Raw genomic sequence first — 26,385 nt, 5'->3', positions numbered from 1 at the left:
CGAACACATCGTGCTAGAAATGTGGGGTGGCCAGACCGAGAACGTCGCTTAGAATCGTCTGGCGGTGGCCGATGTCGGGATAAAGCGCAATTGGCAGGGCGGCGAACGCACGATAGACGCGTTGTACGAATCGCTCCCTTTCGTTCAACGTCCTACTCCGCGTGCACAGCATCCCGACGGCCAGCTTGACCTCCGTCGGGTCGCGCATCATCGTCGTCAGCAACCCTGCCATCTGGCGTTCGAGGTCCCCCCTGTCCTGTGGCGGCGCGCCGACCGGCGCCAGCTGCACCAGCAAACGTTCGGCTGCCGTCATCATTCGCAATACATTGCATTGCACGATCAATGCCGAAAACACTTCCTGTGTACAGCTCGGATCCACTGCCCGCCGATCCGCCGTCAGCGTCTCGCTGACGTAGCGCGTGAGGCCGATGCGTTGATCGTAATCGAACCTCTCGATCCAGTCATCGTAGAGATCAGGCAATGCATCGACGAAATCGAGGAACTCCCGATACAGCTGGCGCAGCAGCCGCGCGCCCATATTCAAGCGCTCGCCATAACGGCGTGCCTGCGTGGCGGCGTTGATTCCCGCCTTGATATGACGGGCGTCGCCGTTCTGGAAAACGTTGTCGATGGCGCGGTCGAGCAGCGCTGCCGCGCCGGCATTATCGAGCGTGGCGGACGTGCTCGCCCCTTCGGGTCCCGCCGACGGGGCCGCCATCGGCATGCGCCCGCGTGCCCGGAGCGCCAGCACGAGATCGCTGTCGTCGGGAAAAAGCCGCCGCGCCTGCCGCAGGAAGTCACGCAGGCTCTGGTTCCCGGATTTGACCACGCGCGCCAGTCTGGCCAGACGCTCTTCGCGATCCTCCTCGAGAATCGACTCGGTCTCGTCGGAGACCCGCGGCCGCATGCGCTCGACATCCTTGCGACGGGCATTCTGCGCCAACATCATGCCCAGATCGTCCTGAAGCGCATATAGCCGCTCCTCGGCATTGTTGCAAGGCATCTGCGCCGGCTGATGCCCTGCCTCGCTTCTTTCGCTACCCTTCGGCATCCCCGCCGCTGCACCATCCGACGTCGACAAATTCGACAGGGAATCCTTGCTCATGCTACTGATTCGTTGCATGGTGCTTCTCCGATGGGTTTCCTTCGAGGCTGTCGGCCCGGGCGTCGTCGACGTTGTCCATATACCGCTGCAACATCCGGCTCGTCGCCGCCATCTCCGACCGGCTGGACGAGAGGCCGCCCTCCGTCAGCGTCTGTCCGTCCTGCCAGCCATCCTGCCGCGCGAGAACGCGCGGCTGAATCAGAAACAAGCGGACCATGTGTTCGGTCCGCGTCCGATCCAGACGAAACAGACTTCCCACGACGGGCAGTTTCCACAGTCCCGGGATGTAATACGTCGTCGTTTCGTGCTGATCGATCGTGCTGCCCCCAAGCAGAAGGCTTTTGAATCGGGGAACCCGCGCTACGGTGCTGATCTGCGTACTGCTGACGCCTGGAATGACCGGCGTATCCTTCGCCGTGCTGCCACTGTTTTGGGATCGACCGTCCTGCACCGTCACGATCATTTCCACCTCCTTCGCCTCCCGCGTCAATCGCGGCAGCACACTGACAAGCGTCCCGTACGTGAAATGCTCCAATGCAGTCGTTCGCTCCCCCACCAGAGGATAATATTGCGTATGGCTGTTATCGAAAATGGCCGGCACGTTCTCTTCGGTCAGCACGATAGGGCGGGACACGATCGTTGCTCGCCCCTTTTCCGATAGCGCGTTGATTGTCGCCAGGAACGTGATGCCGTTGAGCGCCGCCATTTGCGTGCCGTTCACGCTGGCCGTGAGAGGTCCGAAGTTGGAAGAGGACTGCCAATTTATTCCCAGTTCGTTGAGTTTCTGCCGGTCGACGTCGATGATCCACAAAGACAACTCGATCTGCCGTTTGGCGACGTCCACCGCGCGTATCGAACGCTCCATCAAGTCGACGTGGTCCCGCGGCCCGTACAGCAGGATACTGTTGCCATCGGGATTCGAAACCATGCGGACGTCCCATACGGTGTCCTCCCGCATCGCCACCGTCTTTCCGGTCCCGGGCCCGCCCTGGTCCGACGCACTGCCCGCGTCGTCCGCCGGCTTCGGCAACGGCAACGCGAGTACATCCGTCGGTTTGCGCGCTTCCGCGTGCGACACCTCCGCCGCCGATGACTCGCCGCCGGCGGCGGTGCCACCGGACGTCGCAAAGAGCGCATGGATGACATCGGCGACCCCCGGGACCGTCACCAATTCGCCACGGACGCGGTATCGCCGATTCGCGACGAAGGTGTTATGCAACGGCACTACCCGCAATACCATCGCCGTGTCGCTCTGCGCACCCGGCAATTCATCGAGATATTTGGCCGCGGCCACGACCAGATGCACGTAGATCGGCGGCCCCGACACGTAAAACACCCCCATGCCGTCGGATCCGGCGATCGGATACCGTTCGTCATAGAGATTCGACGAACGCAGGAATGCCCGCACATCGCCTAGCCGCTGACGGCCCATTCGTACCATCGATCCGGTCACTTCGTTGTTCCGGTATATGTAGATGGACCGGCCGTCGTCGTACGTCATCAACCCCATCATCTGCACGAGCTTGTCCAACGTGGCCGTCGGCGAGGCGAGGTCGAACGTCCCCGTCACGAACAGCGCACGCGTCTTCGGACTGGCAACGATCGGGCGCTCGATCCTGCCCTCGATCGCATCGAAGACGTCGCTCAGGCTGGTGTTGTTGGCGATGAACGTTGGTGGCGTCGATTTGGCCGACGCCAGGTTTCCGGCGGGAAGCGTGGCGGGCGACGACGATTCCTGCGCCGATGCCGGACCCCACCACAGGCAACCCAGCACGGCGACGGCCACCGCCACGAGACGGCACTCCTGACGCCAGACAGCCGACGCCCGACGATCCACAATACGAGCGTTCATCGCAGACACCCCGGCCGTGCGCCAAAATGAAATTTTATTTCCTGCGCGAAATGGGACGACGATGCGAAACCATGCCGATAGGCCAGCTCGGTGAGCGACCCGTGGTCCGACAGGATATCGTGCAGGGCGTTCTGTGCGCGCCACTGCCGGAGACGGCGCTTCAATCCGCCCCCGAAGATGCCTCTACAGATTCGCCTGAACTGGACCGCCGAAACGCCATAGCGTTGCGCAAGCGCGCTTACCGAAGCATGGCCATCGAAAGAGAGCAACAGAAAGCGGACAAGCAGATACGCTTCCTGAGTCCGCAGAAAGCACCGCAGCGGCATGATGTGGGAATCGTCATCGACGACACGATCGCACAGCCAACGCTCGAACCCGCCCCCCGAGGACAGATCCGTGGCGGTCATCCTCAGCACATTGGCGGCGCAGTCCCGTCGTTCGAACGTGGCGCTATCCACGTCGACACCCAGGGAGGCTTCCATGAATGCCAGCAGGCTGGCGATTCGTGCAACCGGGATGCTCCGCTCCTCCTGCGCGGCGGTGTCGGTCGTGATAACCAGACGATGCTTGTCCAGCACCAAGTATCGGATCTTCTCCCTTTCATACATAATTCGTTATCCTGCATAGAATTTTTTGTTCATGGGGAAAACCCAATCCCGACATGCTCTTTCCGACCACCAACGCGGTCATCGTCGAACGGCTTTTTGTCTTTTCGACACCGACGTATTATGCGAATCACGGCGATCATAAGATATGGTTGCAGGCCCAATGCGGGATGGGCGGCGACCCACTTTCCCAGAGGATTTCCCTCGAATATCAATCGTTTGTTTTTTTCGATTGACTGCTCAAAATCAATCATGTCTCATTACGAAATGCAATGACGAGCATCTCTGTCTCGTTTTCTACTTGTTGAAATGCATGCTGCCTGGAGCCGCATGCTTGGCGAAAGGCATGGAATGAATGGTGTGTCGACTGATGCTGAAGCCCATTACGAGCTGCGCATCCTTTTTGGTCCGATGTTCGGCGTCGACTTGCTGCTGCCGCGGGAAGATTCGATCTTTTTCGTCGTCGGCCCGAACAGCACGGAGTCCGATGAGTTGCAGGGCACTGAGACAGTCGTGCAGGATGCCGCGCAATTTGCGAAGAACATGCTGTTTGTTCCGCATCACCAGTCGGGCATTAACTTCCGGATCAATTTCCAGACGGGTGAGGACGATGATGAGTGCCGCTTCGACGTCGAGTGGATCGATGGAGGCAATAGCGTGGTCGAGGGCGGTCGGCTCAACTGCGTCTGCCAATTCGCGCACATCGCGTTCGCTGTCCGCCTCACCGGCATGCCCTGGTCCGATGCGGTACTTCACTTCGCCGCCGGTCCGCCGGCGGCGGACCACACAGCGCTGGAAAGCCACGATGGTAGCGCCCGTACGGCCATCGCGGACGCAATGCCGACCACCTGGACGAAGCGCCGCATCGGCGCGTTGGGTTGCGTGGCGGTCTCGCTCGTGGCGCTGGCGACCTGCATCGTCGCAAGCATGTTTGCCGATCAGGCCAAGCTGAATCAGCTTGAAACGGTCTTCGACAATGGCGCAGGCAAGAACCGTCTCGTCATGAAGGACGGCAAGGTCTATGTCATTGCGTCAACGGAAAGCGACGAGGATTGGAACAAACAGATAGCCCAGCGCTTCCCTTTGAACCAGCGGCCGATAGTCACCTCCGTTGGCGATCTGCGATCACAGTCGGAGCGGGTTCTCGATGAGCACGGCGTCGACTATTTCACCTTGCTCTTCGACAAGGTAAGCGAGCCGGAGTTGATCCTGGTTGCGCATCAGGGTGAGGATCCGGATGTCGCGAAGAAGCGGATCGACGACGCCACCACGCTCCTGAAGCCTGTCCTGCCGTTCGCGACGGGCCTGCATATCCGGGAAGTCTCGCTGGATGCCGTATCCGCGATGGCGAGTGCCCGTCTGACCCGCATTCCGGTGACGTATTCGCGAATCGAGTCGGGCGGCTACGTGACGTTTTTCGTCACCGGTTACATCACTGATTATGCCTTGTCCGCGATGTCGGACCTGGTGAAACGATTTTCGCATGACTGGGGTCATCGAAAAGTCCGGTTCGGCCTCGGATTGAAAACCACCTGGCTGGACGGGAAATCACGCCGGGTAGGCGAGGACGGCTACGTTCTGGTCGACCCGGATCATTGGTATTTTGATAACGTTATCGCTGGAAATAAAGAAACTAATCATGAGCAAAAGTGAGTCTATTGGATCGAGTCCTTCCGCTTCATCGGATACTTTCGGTGAAGGTCTCGATATGTTCATCATCGACATCGCCAAGGGTTTCAATACCGGAGTAGGCAGCCTTGGCAGCGCGTTGGATGCGGCATTGGCGAAATTGCAGTCAAGCCCCTCCGATCCGAGCGCTCTCGCGAACTATCAGGCGCTCCTGTCCGAGTACAACATGTACCGGAATGCACAGAGCAGCGCGGTGAAGGCGATGAAGGACATCGACACCGACATCGCCGGCAAACTTCGGTAAGCGCCGTGGTCTGATACGACGCAAACAGCGCTACATTCATTTTTCAGGATCCTTTTCGATGAAAATCGTCCCAATCGTTGCATCTGCGTTTTCGGCGACCGCCGTCGAAGGCGAAAAAAGTCTGGATGTAGCGCTGCGATCGGCCGTGCAAAATCTCACCGATGACATGATTTCGAGCAGGAACCGAATCGACTCTTTCATGCAGACACCGAATGGTTATTCCAATCCCGCGGCACTCGCCGCATTTCAGGTCGAACTGGCCAATTACAGCATCAACAACGCCGTCGTCAGTGGCGTCGTGAAACGCCTTACAAGCGGCGTCGAAACGCTGGTCAAGGGGTAATCCGCCGTGCGCCGTGTCTATCGGATGCTGCCACTGGCAAGCTTGCTCGTACTCTGCGCGTGCCACAACGAATCGCTATTGTCCGGCCTTACGGAACCGCAGGTAAACGCGGTGGTGGCGGTACTGCAGCGGCACGGCGTGTCCGCCACCAAACGCGACCTTGGTAAAAACGTCTTCGCGGTGGACGTCGCGCGTAACGACTTTCCCGCGGCCGTGGACCTCACCCGCCGCTACGACCTGCCGCAACCGGCCGAGATTCAGATAAGCCAGGCGTTCCCGTCCGACAGTCTGATTTCGACGCCCCTCGCCGAACACTCGCGGCTGATCTCCTATATCGAACAACGGCTTTCCAGCAACCTGTCGGCGCTGAACAATGTCGTTCGCGCCCGGGTGAACGTCAGCTACCCGCTAACGGGCAACATCGATACCCCGAAGCGCATGCATGTCGCCGTGCTGGTGGTCTATGCCGGCGAGGTCGATCAGGATGCGTTGATCAGCGAAGTGAAACGCTATGTCAGGAACAGTTTCGACCAGATCGATTACGACGATATTTCTGTCGTGGTGGAACGCGGCTCGCCGATCTTTCGCGGAAGGCTTCCCGGAGGCTCCGCGGTCCCGACGGCGTCCGGCGGCGTGGACTGGGCTCATCTGTGCATCTGGCTGGCAGGCATCATCGGTGTCGTCGCATTGCTCGGCGCGCTGGGTTTCGCGCTGGCCCCGCGGCTCGCATCGCGTCCGCTGCCGTCACCCTGGCTTGCCAGGCTGCCGGGACGCCGCGGCGGCGGCGACCGGGATCGCTCCGAACGGGACGCGCCGACCCAGCGCGACCACCGCGATTCCGCCGCGGAACCTTCTTCATCGACGGGATTTTTCCGCCGTTTCCGCGTGGCGCGGCACAAAGTCGAACCCGTGATCAAATGAACGGCACCAACCACCTGCTGCGAATCATGCTCGACCCGGACGACTATCTGCATCCAGCCCGCGTGACAATGGCTGCTGCATCGTGGCGCACGCTGTCCAAAGTCAGCAGGAACACGATCATCTTCGCCGAGCACGGGTTGCACACCGCCTCGCCCGACGTCATTCCAACCGATCCTCCCACCTCTGCCCTGCTGCGCTGCTGGAACGCGATTCCGGACCTCTGCCTTCTGCTCGGGCTCTTCAGTCAACGCGCCGATTGGCTCGCGTCCGGCCAGTACCGGCGCCTGGACGGGCGCCGCCGACGCTTCCTCGAATTGCCGCTGCCGCATCGCGCGGTACCGCCCTGCGCTCGCGCCGGAAAAGTCGATCCGGCCGTCTGCGGTCTGGCCGCTCTGCGACTCGCCATTCCGGGAATGCACGAGGTCATCGCCGAACGGCTCGGACTGCTTTTTTCCGCGCGAACCGACGCGGACGCGACTGCGCTATCCACGCAATTGCAACGCGCTTCACCGGTTGGATATCGCGGCTGGATTTCCCACACCCTTCTCTCGATGGCAACGAGCTATGCGCAACCACTCACACAAGATCTATGGGGAAGCCCCGACGCCGGAAGCCGGCGTGGTGTACCGGCGTTCGGCTCTGCATCGCGCCAACCGACGCCTCGCCTTGGAAGAAACGGCCAGGAAGATCGCCAGGCGCATCGTCGATGACGCCGGCCGCGAGGTGGACGCACGCTACGAGCAGGCCCGTCTGGATGGTTACCGCGATGGCATCGCACTGTTTGTCGACGTCTTGATCGGCGAAACGACGCAGCTTTCGCAAACCTACGCCGCGCAACTGGCGCGCGAGCGCGATGCCATCGCGCGAGACGTGGAAATGCTGTTCACGGACACGGAGACGGTCAACGCACTGATAGAGGAATACCTGGGCGTGAAGGATCGCGAAACGGATCAGCCGGTGAGCGTTCACCTTCCGCGATGGTGCCGGCTGGACCCATGCGAAGTCGATCGATTACAGGCGAACAGCGGACGACGCCTCGCCTTGAGCCCCTCGCCGAACGACCGGCTCGTCATTGGTCATGGCCCATTTTCCCTCTCGTTCACGCCAGCCGCCGCATCGACCCAGGTCTGCGCCCGCATGCAGCGAGGCGCGCGCGGGCCCGGTGCCGACATCACCGCAAAAATGGTCGCGGCGCTATTGTCCCGCGCCCAGCAAACAGAAGAAAAGGAATCCCCATGACGATCGATCCATCGGCACCTTTAGCGTTCGGCGAATCCAAGGCCATGCCGAACGCCGATTCCGAATCGCCGCGGAGTCTGTCCGATGCCGCTGCCGCGGCCTCCGCGACAGGCACCGGCGGCATGTCGCCCTCCGCCATGCAGAAATGGATGATGCAGATCATGATGACGAACATGAGCTCATCCGATGACGACGCGCCCGATGCCAGTCCGACCCTCCAGTTCGACCCCGATCTGTTTTGAAGCCAGCGTGACTATCCGACAGAACCGCAGCCAGCCCACCGTGCGCTTCGAAGCCACCCGACACCGAACCACGCGGTGCCGATGGGTTCGGTGGATGGCAAGCGCCATGTGCACGATGGGTTTCGGAACGACGTGCGCGCAGGCCGGAGATTGCTGGACGGAGGCGGCCCGCGCATATGGACTCGACGCGAGGTTGATGTACGTGATCGGCGAACGCGAGTCCGGATTGAACGCCACCGCATTGAACCGTAACCGCGATGGCTCGTACGATATCGGCGTCATGCAGATCAATAGCCACTGGCTTCCCATCCTGAAGCGGTACGGAATTTCGGAAAAGCGTCTTTTCGACCGATGCACGAACGAAAGCGTGGGCGCCTGGATTCTCGCCCGCAACATTCGTCGATATGGCGCGACGTGGCGCGCAGTGGGTGGCTACAACGCGCACTCTCCCGACAAGCAACGTACTTATGCACGGCGGATATTCGCTGGCTACTATGGCGCCAACGCATCACCGGCGGGACTCACACCGCCATCGCCATTTCGACTGCCGGGCATGGCGGCGATTCATCCCGACGATGGCGGACATCTCACCGACGGACGGCGCACGACCGCCTCCGGCCATGACGCCATGAATCGTCGCGCGAAAGCACCGGCTTTCAGCGGATTCCCCGGTCCGGCGGTGACGCTCGCGCGCGCGCGGAACGCACCACAGCCGCATGACGACACTGACATGTCCACGACACTTGCCCCCTAGAGGGCGTCAAACCGATGTCGGCAATGCCTCGTCCACCCGCGCGGCCAGCGTGATCCAGGCCTGATCCAACTCGGCCTCATCCTGTCGCCCGACAGCAGCCGATACCGGTTCGAGCGCCTGAATCAGCGAATCGTCGCCGAGGGTAAGCAGTGCGCCGCGGACGCGATGGATCTGACGCTCTATCGAGGAAAAATCGCGCGTTCGCACGGCGCCGGCAAGATTCGCCCGATCTTTTTTCCACTCGACCCGGAACGCATCCCACAGGATCGCATCGATTCCCGTGCGTCGCGATGGCGCCGCCGCCTCGCCTTCCCCGGCGTCCCTGCCCGTGAGCCGTTCCAGCAAACGGGATAAATCGTCGAGCAGCACCGGCTTTTCGAGTTGTCCATCGAATGCCGACAGGGCCATCCCGCGGTCGTCCCTGACAGACGCCGTCGTGAAGACGACCTTCGCCCCCGCGTCCTCGCGCCGTATCTCCAGGAGCAGGCCCGGGCCGTCGAGCACCGGCATCGACAGATCGGTGATGACGAGGTCCGCCGGCCGCTCGCGCCATGAAGCCAGCGCGGCAAGACCGTTTTCGGCGCTGCGGATGCGCGTGTATCCGAGACGGCGCAACTGGTCCACCAAGAGACTGCGACTCACGGGCTCGTCCTCTGCGATGAGAATATCGAGATCGGCGACCTTCCGCGATGGTGAGGCCGGGGCGGAAACGACAGGCGCGCTGCCTTCGCCGCAGGCGATCCGATGCAGCGTGTCACGCAGCGCCTGCCGCGACAGCGAGGTCAGTAAGACGGTATCGTCCTCGAAGCGGGGCACCGAGGGCAGATCCGCCGCCAGGCGAACAGTGCGTGTCGCCCGGGCGCTTGGACGCGCGGAAGACCGCGAGTGCGAAGCGGTGGCGTGGACGACGCGTTCATTCGGGGGACCGATGTCGGATACGGTCACCAGGATGTCGAGCGGGGCCTGCTCCGCCGCGTCGACGAAATGCCCGCCCCAGCGCGTGATGCGCTGGGCCAGGGCAGACCGCCATGCCGGGTCATCGACATCGGTACCGACGCGCGTGCCGGGAAGACCGGCACACGCGTCGGCGGCCTCTTCGAGCGCATCGACGCGACCCATCTGGAAAGGCAAGTCGACGTAGAACGTGCTTCCCGCTCCCGGCGCGCTTTCGAGCGTAATGCGCCCGCCCATCAACATGGCGAGCTTGCGGCAAAGGAAAAGGCCCAGTCCCGTTCCGCCAAAGCGTCGGCTTATCGTATCGTCCGCCTGCGTAAGCGGATTGAACAGCGTGGATTGCAGCGCCGCCGGGATACCGATTCCGGTGTCCGCGACTTCCAGCCGGACGCATTGCTGGGTTTGACTCGTGCTGATCAATTCGCTCCTGACGGATACCGCGCCTTTCTCGGTGAATTTCGCGGCGTTGCTGAGGAGATTGAGCAGAATCTGGCCGAGCCGCTGATCGTCGCCCAGCACCATGCCGTCCAGCCTGGCGTCGGTCGTGCATACGCAGCGTACCCCGCGCTGCGTGATCGTTGGGGCGAACTGCTGCACGCATTGCTCGACGATGTCGTTGACGCACATACGCACGCTGCCGATCGTCAGGGCGTTCGATTCGACCTTGGTCAAATCCAGCAGATCGTCGACGATCTTGAGCAGCGACGAGAACGAGCGCCGGATCATCGCGACGCGCTCGACCTGTTCCACGTCGAAGACTTCGCGCTCGAGCAATTCCAGGTGCCCCGCCGCGCCATGAAGCGGCGTGCGGATTTCATGCGTCATCAAGGCAAGGAACATCGACTTGGCGCGGTTTGCCTCGTCCGCCTTTTCCTTCCCCTCGATCAGCAAACGCTCATTGGCTTTCTTGAAATTCAGGTCGACCAACCCGAACAACAACGCGGCACGGCCGCCATATGTCGTGCTGGAGGCGGCAACGCCGATACAGGCGGAGCGTTCGGATGCAAACGGCCAGGTAACTTCTCGAAAAATGTGGTCCCGGTGACTATCGTGCAGCAGCGGCTGTTCATCGGCGATCCTCTTGTAGAAGTCGCTGCCGTTCGTGCCGGCCTCCACGCCCAGCATGCGTGCCGCCACCGCGTTCTCCAGAACGACCTCGTGTGTCCCCGGAATATAGACCGCCACGCCGACCGGAATCGTATCAACCACTGACTTGCTGAAATGTTCGGCTTCGATCCGCTTCTGTATGCTGACGCTCAATGGCCCTGCGATTCGTTTGTCGAAGTAGATCACCGCGCCCCAGAGGAACAGCAGCGATCCCAGGACGATACCGAGCGCACCGAGCGCTTCCCGGTGCAGACTCGCGATCACATCGCGCCAATCGAATACATAAACGGCGATCCAGTCGGGACCGTTGACTTTCTGCGTGATATAGAAGACGGCACCTTCGCGGTAGCTACGAAGTTCGCCGTCGGCTTGCCCGATTATCGCCGGCTGACGCTGGATCGCGCGGTAGCGCCGTTCGTCCGCGGCCGAGTCCAACGCGAAACCGAGATTCTGGTGACGCGCGCTATCCAGAACGAAAAATCCCGGCGTACGCTCGCTATGCAGGAAGAATTGCAGAAAGTCGTCGAATCCGACGCTGACGTCGATCGTCAGAACGCGCTCGTCGCCATGAAAAATCGGCAGCACGATTTGCGAGATGGCGGACTGATTCGTCCCGTGCGTTTCGCTTGCTACATCGGCCCCGCCCCCATCGTCGTCACGCCCCGTCCGTTCCGTGACCCAGAACGGACGTCTCGTACGCAAACCTCTCGGGGATTGACAGGCGAGCACGTCCTCCGCGAACGCCATCCTGCCGAGATTGAAACGCACCGCGCCTTGCGTGCGCGCCGTGACTTGCGCCCTTTCATCCAGCGGCGGAGAAAATGCCATGAATTTGCCATCCGGCGCGTAGATGCCGCCCTGCAAGGTCACGCCGATCTTGCGCGCGTCGATCGACGGCGCGGCGGACACATCGCGAAGAATGCGCAGCAGCACGGCCAGCCGGTCGGCATCGCCTGGCGACGACAGGTTGCTCACGATGGTAAAGGGCGTCACGGTAAGGTCCGCGGACGTTCCTGTCACGTCCATGCCTTCCTTCAACCGCCCTTGATACGCATGCAGTGGAACGTAGTCCGTCTGGTGCAACGACCAGGCGGCTTCATACAGATCCACGAGCTGCATCAGCCGGACCGACAGATTGTCGACCTCGGACTTGACCTGCTCGCGCTTGGTTACGAAAAGCGCGACCTGTTTGTCTCGATATTGATCGACGACAGCGACCGTTGCAAGAGCGGCAGCGCCTAAGATCGCGATCGAAAGCGTGATCGCGGCTCCATACAACAGGCGTTGGTTGTACCGGTAGGTACGCGCCAGAATGCGTTGCGGCATGGTGCTCGATTCTCTTCATCTTAAAAAACTAGCGACCCTGCAAATTGGGCCTTCGCCCATCCCGCATTGCATCTACGCCCGTTCCGGAAAAACACCCATTCCGAGACAATGGGACATCGAAAACAGATTTTAAGCCAAGTTTTTATACAATTTTTTTTCAAGAAAAACAATAATAAATAGAAAAATACTCTATCTACTATTGTTTTATTGCAAAAAAGCAACTTTTCAACGAGGTTCCAGCATGATATATCTACAGGCAGCGGCTATCTGGATCGCGTTCGTGGCTATCGTAATATGTTTTCTGCGAGGCGCAAAACAGGATTACTAAATAAAAACGAGCGGAACGGGGTGCCGCCAGAGTGGATCGGTTACCTGGATTCGCAAACGCGATACGGGGGGAAATATGAAAAAAATATCAGTCGGGTTGGCGGACGACCATCCAGTCATACTATTGGGAGTGAGCCAGGTATTGACCGAACATCCGGATATCGACGTGCGGTTCAGCTGCGCCACTATTGGAGAGCTGTTTCAGCATCTCCTTGAAACCCCCGTGAACGTGCTGTTGTGCGATTTCGAATTCGCGGATGATCCGCAGGCGGACGGTCTCGATCTATTGAAAAGAATCAAGCGCGTGGCGCCCAATACCAAGGTGCTGATCCTCAGTTCCCATACCGGGTCGCACATTGTCTCGACATCGCTGGCGGCGGGCGCCTCCGGATTCATCGGGAAGGCACGTAGCGATTGTGCCGGGTTGCCGCAGGCTATTCGCGATGTGCAAAGCGGCAACATCTATCTACCACCGCCGATTGCCAGTGCCCTGCTGTCGAATATATTTCAAGGCCCGGACAAAGCCGGCGGATTGAGTGCGTTGTCGGAGAAGGAATCGATCGTGGCGCGAATGACGTGCGATGGCTTTTCCATTTCCGAGATAGCGGCGCGACTGCATCGCAGCCCGAAAACGGTGAGTAATCAGAAAGGCGCCGCCATGCGCAAGCTCGGCGCTCGCAACGATGTCGAACTGGCAAGCATCGTGCGCGAGTTGAAGAGCGACTGAACCCCGACGGCAATGTCCGGCCGTTTTCCTGGCGCCCATTCCGGCATGGACGGTAGTTTCGCGCTCGACGCATGCGAACGCGCCTCGATCCGCAATGCGTTGCGGCCGTGACCCGGAGCGTTGAACGCGGTGCCCGTCGACCGGAATGTCGGATAACCGCTGTTTACCTGGAGAAACGACGAGGCATGGATCTGTGCATGCCGAGATGGTGGACCGCATTGCGCTGCGCCCTGGTTACGCGATCTCACCGAACCTTCCGGCCGGCCTGGCGATCGATCCGGGTTCAGGCGTGATCGGTGGCACCCCTGCGGATGTCAGCCCGTCTACAACGTATGCGATCGTGGGCAGCAACGCCGCCGGTAGGCGCGGACCAGCGTCGTGATCGCGATCGTCGCTCCCGGCACCTGGACAGTCGTTGCTGCGTTCTTGACGCCCCATATCGATGGCACGGCGACGCTGCTCAACGACGGCACCATCCTTGTGACAGGTGGCATTCCTACAAGCGCTGGCGCGGCTGCGCCGACGGCCATCGCGGAAGTCTGCGCGCCGGCACGAAACACATGGACCACGTGTGGCGCGATGATCGTTGCTCGGGGCGCCCATACGGCGACACGTTTAGGCAATGGCAGCGTGTTGGTCGCCGGTGGGTTCGCGACGGCGTCCGGCACCAGTGCGCTGGCAACTACCGAGATCTACGATCCCGGCACGCAGCAGCGGCGCGCGGGCGGCGTTCTCAACCAGGCGCGCGCAGCACACGGCCACGCTGTTGTCCGACGGCAAGGTGCTCGTCGCCGGCGGTGGGACCGATGCGACCACGCCGCTTGCCAGCGCCGAGCTTTACGACCCCGCCGCGGGAATCTGGACGACCACGGGTGCGATGGTGGTCCCGCAAATGCTCCATACCGCGACATTGTTGCGGACCAATCAAGTCCTGGTCGCGGGCGTCGGCAGCGAGCGCTATGACCCATCGTCCGGCACTCGGTCCGCTACCAGCGGCGCGATGATTCTTCCCCGCCTCCAGCACACCGCCAATCTCCAGAAAGACGGGCACGATCCTGGTCGCCGGGGGCGACGTGGGGAGTGGGGGCAGCGCGAGCGCGGAGCGCTATGATCCCGGCACCCGCGCCTGGGTGGGCACCGGTGTCATGGCGGCGGCGCAGGAAGAGCAGCGCCTCGTCGGCCTGACCTCCGGACAGGTGCTGTCCATTGGAACCGATGCCGGGATCTATTCGCCCTGACAGCGCCCATCGGGCGATGGCGTCGCGGACATGACCGGTTTTTGATCGCCATGCGTTCATGACAGCGTCTATAAATAAGTCTCCGCATATTTTCATTGAGAGAGACGACGCCAATGGCTTTATCTGATGATCGAATCGCACGATATGGGACGTCGTACCGACGCGAGATCGACTTGTGGTGCGCCGGGCGGATATCGACGGCGCACCGTGGCCCGGATACGGCACCGGTCGAGGCGATGACGTCCCACCGGGTTTTGGCGAACCGGCCGGTGCCGGCCATCCCCGTTCATCGAGAATCGGACGACCAGGTGGCCCGATGATCACGGTGACAGGACAGATACGGGGCCGCGCGCGCGCGCGCCTGCGCATCAACGGGGCCGCGCGATGATCCGCCCGGGAAAACCGGACCTGCTCCCGGATACGCACCGGGAGCGTATCGGTTCGTTCGAGAACGCGAGGCACGGGACGGGACGCCTGCATGCACAAGCCGACGCCCGCATCGTGCGGGCGATCGCCAGCGCCCGGGGAACGTCTCTTGAAAATGTCCGAGCCGGGAACTGGATCACGCTGCTGGCATTGTTGAGCCACGTCGGAAACCTCCTGGCCGCCCCGCGTTCCTTGGGGCAATGCCAGGCCGGCGCCCCATTTTCCGTAAAACGCGCGCCACCCGGCGATGGGATCGATGCGGTATTCAACGTCACGGGCATTGTCGAACGGGACTTCCGGCAGTATTGCATCGCCACCAACCAGAACGCGGCGGGGCGGGAACGCCATGCGTGCGAGATCGGGCACATCGCGCGGATCAAGCGCGCCACCGACAGCCGTACCGTGTATGCGATCGGGCGGCACCGCAACGAGCCGGTGAACGTGCTGTCCATGCGATCCGTCTCCCACGACGCAAGCCCACCTCAGCATTTTTCCTTGTATAGCCGACACCCGGTCGCACGCAATACGATGTCGACCTATCGAATGACACTTGGCGTCGACCTCAGTCGGAAAGGGGCCGCCGATTTCATGCGGTTGCGTGAAAAGTCCCCATCCGGCGAGTGGCGCAGCGTCCTGCATGTCGGCCGGGATGGCAAAAACCGGCTGCGCCTCACGCGACCCGGGCCGACGGGGCGGATGGTGCACGCTGGCCTGGCGAACCTGCAGGATTTCGGCATTCGCCGCAGCGACTACTTCACCCTTCTCGCAACCGTGTGCTGGCAGGGCGCCGACTCATCGATCGGCATCCAGTTGGCGCGCAAGGATGACCTTGTCGATCGCGTCAAGACGACGCAAGCCGAAGCGATCCAGCCGGCTGGCACGCGAACCGACGCCCAACGCGCCGACCTTTACGTGATCCGCTTCGGAAGCGACGACGCGGTGCAATACCGTGCATCGTTTGGATTGGAGAATGTCAGTGGTCGGCTAGGTAGCGTGAATCTTCATTCGCTGACGGAACACCACTGTTCAATTTGATCAAGGAGGCATCCCGCCATGCTGTCAATTCCCGCAACACGTGGACTTTATTCGCTGATCCGAGGGTTGAGCGGGCGGTCGGCCGCGCGCTCCCGCTTCGCGCCGCCCGAAGGCGCGCCTCCGGGCACGTTCCGGTCACTGTCGCCGTTCTCGGAACAGACCAGCGACGTGTCGCAGTCTTCACCGCACGCCATCTCCTCCACGCCGCGGGCATCCCGACCACCGAGCAACTTCGCCATTCGGCGGAATCCGCTGTTCATCGACGAACTTCGCAAACGCATTGCCTCGGTGAAGAATTCATCAGGCGATACGAGCCAGACGGATCGATCGCGTCCCGGCAACGCCGGCCGCGAGCGCGATGTCGTGCAAGACAAAACCGCCGCTGCAACGATACCCGCGCGAATCCCGACGCCCGCTGCGGACCTCGCGCCGTTGACCTCGCCAGCGCTAGTGCTTTCACAACAGCGGGTATTCGAAGCGGAGCAGCTTGCCAGGAGATCGACGGCCCCGCCCTCCGCCGCCCTGCTTCCGGCGAACCCGTCGCAATGGCAGCGTCTGCCGATCAAAGCGCCCCCCCCTCCCTTTCATGTGGAGGCCATCCCGGCAGGCGGCAACCACACCGAAATCCTGCGTACATGGTCCGTGGAGGAATTGCGGGACATGGATCGTATCACCCGGGTTGCACGGACATTGTCGAGCGTCGACATGTTGTGTCACGCGGCATCGGAGAAAACGCGCGAAATGAGCGATGCGGCGCTGGCCATCGACCTGTCGCGCGTGTTCGGCGGCAAGCTCTTTACTCCGGATGAAGTGAGGAAGTGGCGCCGCGACATCACAACGATGTACAACCATGCGAGTCTGTTTTCAGCGCAGCGGGAGAAGCTCGTCGCCTTCACCCACCTGAGCCACGATCGCATGAGGGTGGAACGCCGCTCGCCTGCCGCAATTGGCGAATTCATGAAAAAACACGAGGTGGACCCCTCCCTGATCATTACCGATGCTTTCTTCGACGACAGCGAAGCCCACTGCCTGCTCCAGATACTGCGAGCCGTCACGCACGGAACGGGCCGGCGGGAAACGCTGACGTTTCCGCTGCACCATAATCAGGATGCCGTTTCCTTGTCGGCTTCGCCGCGCAACGCGCTCCACGAACTGGAGGCGTTCTGTCGGGCCGGACTCCGCGTACACGGCAACCTGCTCCGCGGCAACGCCGATGCGGACATCGACCGCAACGCAGTCCGCTTCGGCAAGCACCTTCCGGACGACTTCACGGGCGCCGATCCCAGCGAAGGCGTGAAAAAAGAAGCACTCAAATTGGTACACCGCGGCGATCGTAGAATCGAGCAGCTCGTCAAGACCAACTGCGACAGTCTCGTACTGTACGCGCTTCGCTGCGCGACATCCGGTCGCGACCACGACCGGTAACGCGGTGTCGTCTCCGCGACCGCTTTTCGCCTGAAACGGGACCGGACGGATTTCCGGCACCCCTCGTCCCACCGTCGGGCCCCGGAAGCGGGCTTCCCGCCCGACATCCTTCGCCCTGCCCGGAGCAATAGCCTGAACCCCTTATACAATATGGTGGAAAAGCCGCTATAGTATCGGGTTGATCCCTTTCGAGAATCGACAGGTTAATGGCAGAATCCCGGGACGAAATCCGCATTCGCGGCGCGCGCACGCATAACCTCAAAGACATCGATCTGGACCTGCCGAGGCACCGGCTCGTCGTCATCACCGGCCTCTCCGGCTCCGGAAAATCGTCGCTGGCCTTCGATACCCTGTATGCCGAAGGCCAGCGCCGCTATGTCGAGAGCCTGTCGGCGTACGCGCGGCAGTTCCTGCAGCTCATGGAGAAACCGGACGTCGACCTGATCGAGGGGCTGTCGCCGGCGATCTCGATCGAGCAGAAGGCGACCTCGCACAATCCGCGCTCGACGGTGGGCACGGTGACCGAGATCCACGACTATCTGCGGCTGCTGTTCGCCCGCGTGGGCACGCCCTACTGCCCGGAACACGACATTCCGCTGGCCGCGAGCACCGTTTCGCAGATGGTCGACGCGGTGCTCGCGCTGCCGGAGGACACGAAACTGATGATCCTCGCGCCGGTGGTGTCGAACCGCAAGGGCGAGCACGTCGATCTCTTCGACGACATGCAGGCGCAGGGCTTCGTGCGCTTTCGGATCCGTTCCGGGGGCGGCACCGCCAACGAGGGCAGTGCGAAGATCTTCGAGGTCGAGAATCTGCCGAAGCTGAAGAAAACCGAGAAGCATACGATCGACGTCGTGGTCGACCGGCTGAAGGTCCGCGCCGACATGAAGCAGCGGCTGGCGGAATCGTTCGAGACGGCGATCCGGCTGGCCGACGGCCGCGCGCTGGCGCTCGAGATGGACGCGCAGGTCGAGCAGGTGTTCAGCTCGAAGTTCGCCTGCCCGATCTGCGCGTACTCGCTCCAGGAACTGGAGCCACGGCTGTTCTCGTTCAACAATCCGATGGGCGCCTGCCCGCATTGCGACGGGCTCGGCCACATCACCTTCTTCGACCCGAAGCGCGTCGTCGCGCACCCGTCGCTGTCGCTGGCCGCGGGTGCCGTGAAGGGCTGGGACAGGCGCAACCAGTTCTACTACCAGATGCTGCAAAGCCTGGCGGCGTTCTACGAGTTCGACATCGACGCGCCGTTCGAGGAACTCGACGAGAAGGTGCGCGACGTGCTGCTGCACGGCTCGGGCAAGCAGGAAATCCCGTTCGCCTATATCAACGAACGTGGCCGCACGGCGGTCCGGTCGCACGCGTTCGAAGGCATCCTGCCGAATCTGGAACGCCGCTACCGCGAGACCGATTCCGCCGCCGTGCGCGAAGAACTGGCGAAGTTCCAGAACGTGCAGACCTGCCCGGTCTGCGAAGGCACGCGGCTGCGCCAGGAAGCGCGCTACGTGCGCATCGGCGAACATGCGCACCGGCGCGCGATCTACGAGGTCAGCAACCTGCCGCTACGCGACGCGCTCGCCTACTTCTCCGGTCTGAAGCTCGACGGCGCGAAGGGCGAGATCGCCGACAAGGTGGTCAAGGAGATCATCTCCCGGCTATCCTTCCTGAACAACGTCGGGCTGAACTACCTGTCGCTGGACCGCAGCGCGGACACGCTCTCGGGCGGCGAGGCGCAGCGCATCCGGCTCGCCTCGCAGATCGGCTCGGGGCTGACCGGCGTGATGTACGTGCTCGACGAACCGTCGATCGGGCTGCACCAGCGCGACAACGACCGCCTGATCGACACGCTCAAGCATCTGCGCGACCTGGGTAACTCGGTGGTGGTGGTGGAGCACGACGAGGACATGATCCGCGCGTCGGACCACGTCGTGGACATGGGCCCGGGCGCCGGCGTGCATGGCGGCCACGTGGTGTCGCAGGGCACCCCGGCCTTCATCGAAGCCGACCCGGCATCGCTGACCGGCCAGTACCTGTCGGGGCGCAAGCGCATCGACGTGCCGAAGCAGCGGCGCGCACCCGACGAACGGCGCCTGCGCATCGTCGAGGCGTACGGCAACAACCTGAAGCACGTGACGCTCGATCTGCCGGTGGGCCTGCTGACCTGCGTGACGGGGGTATCGGGCTCGGGCAAGTCGACGCTGATCAACGACACCCTCTACCACGCGATTTCCCAGCACCTGTACGGCTCGTCGGCCGAGCCGGCGCCTTTCGAGGCGATCGACGGGCTGGAATATTTCGACAAGGTCATCAATGTCGACCAGTCGCCGATCGGCCGCACGCCGCGCTCGAACCCGGCGACCTACACCGGCGTCTTCACGCCGATCCGCGAGCTGTTCGCGAGCGTGCCGGCGGCCAAGGAGCGCGGCTACGAGGCGGGCCGTTTCTCGTTCAACGTCAAGGGGGGACGGTGCGAGGCCTGCCAGGGCGACGGCGTGCTGAAGGTGGAGATGCACTTCCTGCCGGACGTCTACGTACCGTGCGACGTCTGCCATGGCGCGCGCTACAACCGCGAGACGCTCGAAGTCCAGTACAAGGGCAAGAACATTCGCGACGTGCTGGAAATGACGATCGAGCAGGCGCACGATTTCTTCAAACCGGTGCCGGTGGTGGCGCGCAAGCTGAAGACGCTGCTGGAGGTCGGACTCGGGTATGTGCGGCTCGGGCAGTCGGCGACGACCCTGTCCGGCGGCGAGGCGCAGCGCGTCAAGCTGTCCCTGGAATTGTCCAAGCGCGACACCGGACGTACGCTCTACATCCTCGACGAACCGACCACCGGCCTGCACTTCCAGGACATCGCGCTGCTGCTGGAAGTCATTCACCGGCTGCGCGAACAGGGCAATACGGTGGTCATCATCGAGCACAATCTCGACGTCATCAAGACCGCCGACTGGGTGATCGATCTGGGCCCGGAGGGGGGCGCCGGCGGCGGCGAGATCATCGCGCAGGGAACGCCGGAGCAGATCGCGAAGTCGAAAGCGAGCTTTACCGGCAAATACCTCGCACCGCTGCTGCGCAAGACGTGACGTGCCCCGGCGGCACGCGGCGCGTGCGTGCGGCGCGTCATGGATGAATACGGATTGAGATCGGAGAAGAAGCAAGTCGATGGCTAAAGTTCCCACCGGTCGCCCCACCCGCGAGCCGCCCGCCCCACCCGTCAACCGTCAGTGGCTCGAAATCGCCAGCTACGTGATGACGGCGGCGGCGCTTGCCCTCGTGCTCCTGCTGAATCTGCTGCCGGGGTTGCTCGCCGGCCTGCTGGTCTATCAACTGGTCAACGCCCTGGCCCCGCGTCTGGCGCGCCGCCTGACGGGGCGGCGCGCGCGCTGGATCGCCCTCGCGGTGCTGTCCGGCCTGATCGTCGCGGCGCTCACCGCCCTGACCCTGCTCGGCATGGCCCACTTCAAGGCCGACGCCGGCACGATGCCGCGCCTGCTCGACAAGGCGATGGAGATCGTCGACCAGGCGCGCGACCATCTGCCGGACTGGGCCGACCAATACCTGCCGGACGATATCGACGACATCCGCGATGCGGTCTCGACCTGGCTGCATGCGCACACGGCGATGCTGCAGCTCGCCGGACGCGAGGCGGCACGCACCGTCGCGCACATCCTGATCGGCATGGTGCTGGGCGCGATCGTCGCGGTGGACGCGTCGGATCCGGGCTATCGGCGCCCGCTCGCGGCGCTCCTGGTCCTGCGCTTTACCCGCGTGGCCGACGCCTTCCGGCGCATCGTCTTCGCCCAGGTCAAGATTTCCCTGATCAACACCCTGTTCACCGGCCTCTTCCTGCTGTTCTTCCTGCCGCTCTTCCACAACCGGCTGCCGCTGTCGAAGACCCTGGTGCTGGTGACCTTCGTCGTCGGTCTGCTGCCGGTGGTCGGTAACCTGATCTCGAACGCGCTGATCATCATCGTCGCGCTCTCGGTCGGCCTGCCGGTGACGATCGCCGCGATCGTCTTCCTGGTGGTGATCCACAAGTTCGAGTATTTCCTGAACGCGCGCATCGTCGGCGGGGAGATCGAATCGAAGTCGTGGGAGCTGCTGCTGGCGATGCTGGTGATGGAAGCGGCGTTCGGTTTGCCCGGCGTCGTCTCCGCGCCCATCTACTATGCCTACGCGAAGCGCGAACTGCGGATCAAGCAGTTGGTCTGAGACAGGCGGACGGCCGCGCGTTCAGGAAAACACGATGGTCTTCGAGCCGTTGAGCAGGATGCGGTGCTCGACATGCCATTTGACCGCGCGGGCCAGGGTCACGCACTCGACGTCCCGGCCGATCGCCGTGAGTTGTTCGGGACGCATGCTGTGGTCCACGCGCGCGACTTCCTGCTCGATGATCGGCCCCTCGTCGAGGTCGGTCGTGACGTAGTGCGCGGTCGCGCCGATCAGTTTCACGCCCCGGTCGAACGCCTGGAAATACGGTCGCGCGCCCTTGAAGCTGGGCAAAAAGGAGTGGTGGATGTTGATCGCCCGGCCCGACAGTTTCTCGCAGAGCGCGGGCGAGAGGATCTGCATGTAGCGCGCGAGCACCACCAGGTCGATCTTCTGCTCGTCGATGACGCCGGCGATCCGCGCTTCCTGCGCCGCCTTCGCCTGGTCGTCCGAGCCGAGCAACGGCAGATGATGGTACGGAATGTCGTAGGCGGCGGCGAGCTGGTAGAAATCCTTGTGATTCGACACGATCGCCGGAATCTCGATCTGCAGTTGCCCGGTGCGGTAGCGGAACAACAGGTCGTTCAGGCAGTGGCCGATCTTCGACACCATGATCATCACGCGCGGCTTGACGGCCGCCCCATGCAGTTCCCAGCGCATGCCGAACTGCGCCGCCAGCGGCGCGAACGCGCTCGCCAGCGTGTCGACGGTATTGCTCTCCCCGCTGGCAGGCGCACCCGCGCCGGTCTGCTGGAAATGCACCCGCATGAAGAATTCGCCGGTGTGATCGTCGCCGAACTGCGCGGAATCCAGGATGTTCGCGCTGCGCTCGAACAGAAAGCCCGACACGGCGTGAACGATGCCCGGGCGATCCGGGCAGGCGAGCGTCAGGATGAAGTCGTGGCGCGGGGACATGATGAGGCGTTTTCCTTCGAAATATTCGGTATTCGGTTACGGCCGGGCCGCTTGGAGAACGTCATGCGCCCTCCCGTCCCGGCAACGGCACTGTCATCAAACGGGCGAAGCCGGGCAGGCTGTCGGCGTCGAGCCAGCCGTGGCGCAACGCGCAATCGAGCGTGGTGATGCTCGCGTCCACGGTCATGCGCCCCGTCGCGACGGCCTGCAACGCCTCCTCGCCGCGTACGCACAGATGCTCGGCGACCTCGCCGTCCTCGGCGTGCGGCGCGAAATCCGGCGGCAGCCACAGGTCGTAGGTGAAGAGCTGCTCGGCCTGCGTCCCTTGCGGGATTTCCGTCAGGATATGGAGGATACGCCCTGGACGCGCGGTACGCACGAGTTCCGGGGCGATCCCCGACTCCTCCCAGCATTCCTTCTCCAGCGCCGCCTCGATGCCCCAGCCCCAGCCGATGCCGCCGCCCACCAGGGTATCGAGCATTCCCGGGTCGACGGCCTTGTCCAGGCTGCGCCGGGCGATCCACAGCATCGCGCTGCCGTCGTTGCCGTCGTTGCCGTCGTTGCCGTCGTCCTTGTCCTTGCTGCGGTGCGAACCCCTGCCCCCGCCGCCATCGGCCGCGGACCCCAGCAGCCCGTTGACATGCACCGCATAGGTCATCGTGCCGAAGAAACGCGACGCGGCGCGCTCGATGAACGCCAGCGGCGGGTCGTCGAAGCGGTTGCGGATCGCGAACGTCTCGTCCCGCCAGCCGGTGATGCGCCCTTCCCCGGCGAGTGCCTGGATGACCCCGCCCAACGCCGCGCTGCGCGCCTCCAGCGTATCGAGCGCCGCGGCGAGCGTGACCGTTCCCGGCGCGATCGTGAAGACCGCCGGCCAGCGCCGCAGCACGTCGACGTCGTCCTCGCGGATCCAGCCAACGGCCGTGGCCGCGATCATCAGACGCCGGTGCCGGCGGGGATCGAAACGCCGGGCGGCGGCGATGCAGGGCGGATCGGTCAGATCGGCCAGCGCGGCGCTATACAGGTCGGAGAAGGCGGACATGGATCGGGAGGTGACGAACGGTGGGGAAATCAGAAGTCGCAGAGCGTAAACAGCGGCAGGCCGGCCGCACGCAGCCGTGCCGAGCCGCCCAGCGCGGGAAGATCGATGATCGCGCCGCCTTCGAGCACCTCGCCGCCCAGCCGTTCGAGCAGCGTGCGCGCCGCCAGCATGGTGCCGCCGGTGGCGATCAGATCGTCGATCAGCACGACGCGCTCGCCCGGCGCGCACGCATCGACATGCACTTCCAGGGTGGCCTGCCCGTACTCCAGATCATAACTCTGCGACAGCGTCCGGTAGGGCAGCTTGCCCTGCTTGCGCACCGGGATGAAGCCCGCTCCCAGTTCGTAGGCCAGCAGCGGCGCGAGGATGAAGCCGCGCGCCTCCAGCCCGGCGAAATGCGCCACGCGTTGGTCCCGGTAGCGTGCGACGAGGGCATCGACGATCAGGCGCAGGCTCGCCGGCGCGGACAGCAGCGGCGTAATGTCGCGAAACGCGACGCCCGGTTGCGGCCAGTCCTGCACGGTGCGGATGTGGGACCGGATATGGGACCGAATGCGGGACGCGTCCTGCGCGGCCGTCCGTTCGGCTTGCTCGACCATGGGGGTGAACTCCAGAATGCCAGGATAGGGATGCAGCGCGCGGCGCTCAGCCGCCCGGATGCTCGCGCAGCAGCCGCTCTTCCGCCTCGGCGAGCGCCGGCGGCGCGCCGCGCAGGACGAGGATGTCGTTCATCATGATCCGGGCGGCCGCGTCCGGCTCGCCGCCGCGGATGCCGCGCCGCCGGATCGCGGTGACCTCCACGCCGAGCTGACGCAGGCCGAGTTCGCCCAGCGTGCGGCCCACCGCATCGGCGCGCGAGTCCATCTTCACGGATTGTAGCCTGACCTGCTCGCGCTCGTTCTCGTCCTCGGTATCGTCGGCGCCGCGGAAATAGCCGCGCAGCAGGCTGTAGCGCTCGTCGCGCATCTGCTCCACCCGCCGGATCACGCGGCGCATCGGCACGCCCATCACCACCAGCGTGTGCGAGGCCAGCATCAGACTGCCCTCGACGATCTCCGGGATCACCTCGGTGGCGCCGGCGGCGATCAGAACGTCGAGCGCGGCGTCGTCGACCGTGCGCACGATCACCGGCAACGCGCCGTTGAGTTCCTGGACATGCCCCAGCACCTTCAGCGCCGACGGCGTGTTCGCGTAGGTGATGGCGACGGTGGCGGCGCGCTGGATGCCCGCGGCCACGAGCGATTCACGCCGCGCCGCGTCGCCGAAGACCACCGATTCCCCGGCCGAGGCGGCGGCACGCACCCGGTCCGGATCGAGATCGAGCGCGACGTAGGAAATTCCCTCCTGCTCCAGCATGCGCGCCAGATTCTGTCCGGAGCGCCCATAGCCGCAGATGATCACATGCCCGCTGGTCTTGATGCTCTGCGTGGCGATGCGCGTCATCTGCAGGGACTGCATCAGCCATTCGCTGGCCGACAGGCGCATGACGATACGGTCCGCGTTCTGAATCAGGAAAGGGGCGGCCAGCATCGACAGCAGCATCGCCGCGAGGATCATGTCGCGCATCTCCGGTTCCAGCAACTGCTTCTCGGTGATCAGGTTCATCAGCACGAAACCGAACTCGCCGGCCTGCGCGAGCCCCAGGCCGGTACGCATCGCCACGCCCGGCGACGCGCCGAAAAGCCGCGACAGCCCGGTGATCAGGACCAGCTTCAGCGTCACCGGGACCAGGAACAGGATCAGGACCGCCACCGGATGGTGCCAGACCACCATGGGATCGAGCAGCATCCCGGTGGTGATGAAGAACAGCCCAAGCAGCACGTCGCGAAACGGCTTGATGTCTTCCTCGACCTGGTGCCGGTACGGCGTCTCCGCGATCAGCATGCCGGCGATGAAGGCGCCCAGCGCCATCGACAGTCCCAGCGAATCGGTGACGAACGCCGAACCGAGCGTGATCAGCAGCAGGTTCAGCATGAACAGTTCCTGCGAACGGCGCCGCGCGACGATGTTCAGCCAACCGCGCATCAGGCGCTGTCCGAGCCACAGCAGCAGCGCGAGCGCCACCGTGATCTTCACCGCGGCGAGCCCGAGCGCCATCGCCAGATCCTTCGGATCCTTGTCGAGCGCGGCGATGATGATCAGCAGCGGCACCACCGCCAGATCCTGAAACAGCAGCACGCCGATGATGTTGCGCCCGTGCTCGGATTCCAGCTCGAGACGTTCGGCCAGCATCTTGCTGACGATCGCGGTGGACGACATCGCCAGCGCCGCGCCCAGCGCGAACGCCGCCTGCCAGCTCAGCGGCGCGAAGGAACGGATCGCGATGCTCGCGAGCATCGCCACCGAGATCGTGCCCAGCACCTGGGCCACCCCCAGCCCGAACACGATGCGCCGCATCGCCCGCAGCCGCGACAGCGAGAACTCGAGCCCGATCGAGAACATCAGGAACACGACGCCGAATTCGGCCAGGTATTCGACGCGGGCGGAATCCCGGGCGAGGCCGAAGGCGTGCGGACCGACCAGGATGCCCACCGTCAGGTAGCCCAGCATCGGCGGCAGATTCAGACTGCGGAACAGGACCACGCCCACGACGGCGGCAAAGAGCAGGGACAGGGTCAGTTCCAGCGGTGTCGTCATCGGTGAATGTCGTCTCGAAAAACAGC

Annotated in this window: 25 protein-coding genes; 17 read left to right on the top strand and 8 right to left on the bottom strand. The window is 63.3% G+C overall.

From position 1 onward, the window contains the following. Nucleotides 1-13: 13 nt before the first annotated feature. Genes OVY01_RS08215 through OVY01_RS08205 form a run of 3 tightly spaced genes read right to left on the bottom strand, consistent with a single transcriptional unit; the run spans nt 14 to nt 3,565 of the window. Complete coding sequence (locus tag OVY01_RS08215) at nt 14-1,123, bottom strand: HrpJ domain-containing protein (protein ID WP_267846970.1); 1,110 nt, start codon at nt 1,121-1,123, stop codon at nt 14-16. Then, the gene (gene sctC / locus OVY01_RS08210) at nt 1,107-2,957 is read right to left on the bottom strand and encodes a type III secretion system outer membrane ring subunit SctC (protein ID WP_349293514.1); all 1,851 of its coding nucleotides are present in this window, start codon (nt 2,955-2,957) and stop codon (nt 1,107-1,109) included. The genes OVY01_RS08215 and sctC overlap by 17 nt, the downstream gene beginning before the upstream one ends. Continuing rightward, nucleotides 2,954-3,565: a helix-turn-helix domain-containing protein gene (locus tag OVY01_RS08205; RefSeq protein WP_267846969.1), complete on the bottom strand. Its 612-nt coding sequence runs from the start codon at nt 3,563-3,565 to the stop codon at nt 2,954-2,956. Before OVY01_RS08205 ends, sctC begins: the two co-directional genes overlap by 4 nt. A gap of 53 nt (nt 3,566-3,618) precedes the next feature. Between OVY01_RS08205 and OVY01_RS08200 the strand changes: the two genes are divergently transcribed. The 9 genes from OVY01_RS08200 (at nt 3,619) to OVY01_RS08160 (ending at nt 8,994) form a co-directional block, all read left to right on the top strand. After that, nucleotides 3,619-3,798 (top strand): hypothetical protein, encoded by a 180-nt coding sequence (locus tag OVY01_RS08200; protein ID WP_267846968.1) that lies wholly within the window; start codon nt 3,619-3,621, stop codon nt 3,796-3,798. Between the two features lie 73 nt (nt 3,799-3,871). Next, the gene (locus OVY01_RS08195; protein ID WP_267846967.1) at nt 3,872-5,215 is read left to right on the top strand and encodes a PrgH/EprH family type III secretion apparatus protein; all 1,344 of its coding nucleotides are present in this window, start codon (nt 3,872-3,874) and stop codon (nt 5,213-5,215) included. Beyond that, a complete protein-coding gene (gene sctF / locus OVY01_RS08190; protein ID WP_349293499.1) occupies nt 5,202-5,495 on the top strand; it encodes a type III secretion system needle filament subunit SctF in 294 nt (97 codons plus the stop codon). The genes OVY01_RS08195 and sctF overlap by 14 nt, the downstream gene beginning before the upstream one ends. A 58-nt stretch (nt 5,496-5,553) precedes the next feature. After that, entirely contained in the window at nt 5,554-5,838 is a 285-nt protein-coding gene (gene sctI / locus OVY01_RS08185) for a type III secretion system inner rod subunit SctI (RefSeq protein WP_267846966.1), read from the top strand. Between the two features lie 24 nt (nt 5,839-5,862). Then, entirely contained in the window at nt 5,863-6,759 is an 897-nt protein-coding gene (sctJ, locus tag OVY01_RS08180; RefSeq protein WP_267847712.1) for a type III secretion system inner membrane ring lipoprotein SctJ, read from the top strand. Next, a complete protein-coding gene (locus tag OVY01_RS08175) occupies nt 6,756-7,469 on the top strand; it encodes a hypothetical protein (protein ID WP_267846965.1) in 714 nt (237 codons plus the stop codon). The genes sctJ and OVY01_RS08175 overlap by 4 nt, the downstream gene beginning before the upstream one ends. Next, on the top strand, nt 7,426-7,998 hold the full coding sequence (locus OVY01_RS08170; RefSeq protein ID WP_267846964.1) for a hypothetical protein: 573 nt from the start codon (nt 7,426-7,428) through the stop codon (nt 7,996-7,998). The genes OVY01_RS08175 and OVY01_RS08170 overlap by 44 nt, the downstream gene beginning before the upstream one ends. Continuing rightward, the gene (locus OVY01_RS08165; protein ID WP_267846963.1) at nt 7,995-8,240 is read left to right on the top strand and encodes a hypothetical protein; all 246 of its coding nucleotides are present in this window, start codon (nt 7,995-7,997) and stop codon (nt 8,238-8,240) included. Before OVY01_RS08170 ends, OVY01_RS08165 begins: the two co-directional genes overlap by 4 nt. After that, nucleotides 8,185-8,994, top strand: a complete 810-nt coding sequence (locus tag OVY01_RS08160; RefSeq protein WP_349293498.1) for a lytic transglycosylase domain-containing protein — start codon at nt 8,185-8,187, stop codon at nt 8,992-8,994. The genes OVY01_RS08165 and OVY01_RS08160 overlap by 56 nt, the downstream gene beginning before the upstream one ends. A 6-nt stretch (nt 8,995-9,000) precedes the next feature. Here the strand turns inward: OVY01_RS08160 and OVY01_RS08155 are convergent, their stop codons facing one another. After that, nucleotides 9,001-12,381 carry a hybrid sensor histidine kinase/response regulator gene (locus tag OVY01_RS08155; RefSeq protein ID WP_267846962.1) on the bottom strand — a complete coding sequence of 1,127 codons (3,381 nt, stop codon included), beginning with the start codon at nt 12,379-12,381 and terminating at the stop codon, nt 9,001-9,003. 403 nt (nt 12,382-12,784) lie between these two features. Here OVY01_RS08155 and OVY01_RS08150 point away from each other — a divergent pair, with 403 nt between their 5' ends. From OVY01_RS08150 to OVY01_RS08125, 8 genes are all read left to right on the top strand, one after another. Beyond that, a complete protein-coding gene (locus OVY01_RS08150; protein WP_267846961.1) occupies nt 12,785-13,435 on the top strand; it encodes a response regulator in 651 nt (216 codons plus the stop codon). A gap of 145 nt (nt 13,436-13,580) precedes the next feature. Then, nucleotides 13,581-13,817, top strand: a complete 237-nt coding sequence (locus OVY01_RS23260) for an Ig domain-containing protein (protein WP_432422196.1) — start codon at nt 13,581-13,583, stop codon at nt 13,815-13,817. A 240-nt stretch (nt 13,818-14,057) separates the two neighbouring features. Next, nucleotides 14,058-14,546 carry a Kelch repeat-containing protein gene (locus OVY01_RS23255; RefSeq protein ID WP_432422195.1) on the top strand — a complete coding sequence of 163 codons (489 nt, stop codon included), beginning with the start codon at nt 14,058-14,060 and terminating at the stop codon, nt 14,544-14,546. Then, complete coding sequence (locus OVY01_RS08145) at nt 14,467-14,673, top strand: hypothetical protein (protein ID WP_349293513.1); 207 nt, start codon at nt 14,467-14,469, stop codon at nt 14,671-14,673. The genes OVY01_RS23255 and OVY01_RS08145 overlap by 80 nt, the downstream gene beginning before the upstream one ends. 384 nt (nt 14,674-15,057) lie before the next feature. Next, a complete protein-coding gene (locus OVY01_RS08140) occupies nt 15,058-16,134 on the top strand; it encodes a hypothetical protein (protein WP_267846959.1) in 1,077 nt (358 codons plus the stop codon). An 18-nt stretch (nt 16,135-16,152) separates the two neighbouring features. Then, nucleotides 16,153-17,559, top strand: a complete 1,407-nt coding sequence (locus OVY01_RS08135; protein ID WP_267846958.1) for a hypothetical protein — start codon at nt 16,153-16,155, stop codon at nt 17,557-17,559. Nucleotides 17,560-17,765: 206 nt separating this feature from the next. Further along, nucleotides 17,766-20,639, top strand: coding sequence for an excinuclease ABC subunit UvrA (gene uvrA / locus OVY01_RS08130; RefSeq protein ID WP_267846957.1), 2,874 nt, complete (start codon nt 17,766-17,768; stop codon nt 20,637-20,639). 79 nt (nt 20,640-20,718) lie between these two features. Further along, nucleotides 20,719-21,768 carry an AI-2E family transporter gene (locus OVY01_RS08125; protein ID WP_267846956.1) on the top strand — a complete coding sequence of 350 codons (1,050 nt, stop codon included), beginning with the start codon at nt 20,719-20,721 and terminating at the stop codon, nt 21,766-21,768. A 21-nt stretch (nt 21,769-21,789) separates the two neighbouring features. On the opposite strand, the gene purU is transcribed toward OVY01_RS08125, so the two are convergent. The 4 genes from purU to OVY01_RS08105 form a co-directional block, all read right to left on the bottom strand. Next, on the bottom strand, nt 21,790-22,680 hold the full coding sequence (purU, locus tag OVY01_RS08120) for a formyltetrahydrofolate deformylase (RefSeq protein ID WP_267846955.1): 891 nt from the start codon (nt 22,678-22,680) through the stop codon (nt 21,790-21,792). Between the two features lie 61 nt (nt 22,681-22,741). After that, nucleotides 22,742-23,722 (bottom strand): NUDIX hydrolase, encoded by a 981-nt coding sequence (locus OVY01_RS08115; protein WP_267846954.1) that lies wholly within the window; start codon nt 23,720-23,722, stop codon nt 22,742-22,744. 29 nt (nt 23,723-23,751) lie between these two features. After that, nucleotides 23,752-24,321 carry an adenine phosphoribosyltransferase gene (locus OVY01_RS08110; protein WP_267846953.1) on the bottom strand — a complete coding sequence of 190 codons (570 nt, stop codon included), beginning with the start codon at nt 24,319-24,321 and terminating at the stop codon, nt 23,752-23,754. Nucleotides 24,322-24,367: 46 nt separating this feature from the next. After that, on the bottom strand, nt 24,368-26,359 hold the full coding sequence (locus OVY01_RS08105) for a monovalent cation:proton antiporter family protein (RefSeq protein WP_267846952.1): 1,992 nt from the start codon (nt 26,357-26,359) through the stop codon (nt 24,368-24,370). Nucleotides 26,360-26,385: the final 26 nt, after the last annotated feature.

This window comes from Robbsia betulipollinis, assembly GCF_026624755.1.
GTDB classification, from domain to species: Bacteria; Pseudomonadota; Gammaproteobacteria; order Burkholderiales; family Burkholderiaceae; genus Robbsia; species Robbsia betulipollinis.
This window is presented reverse-complemented; position numbering and strand designations above follow the sequence as displayed.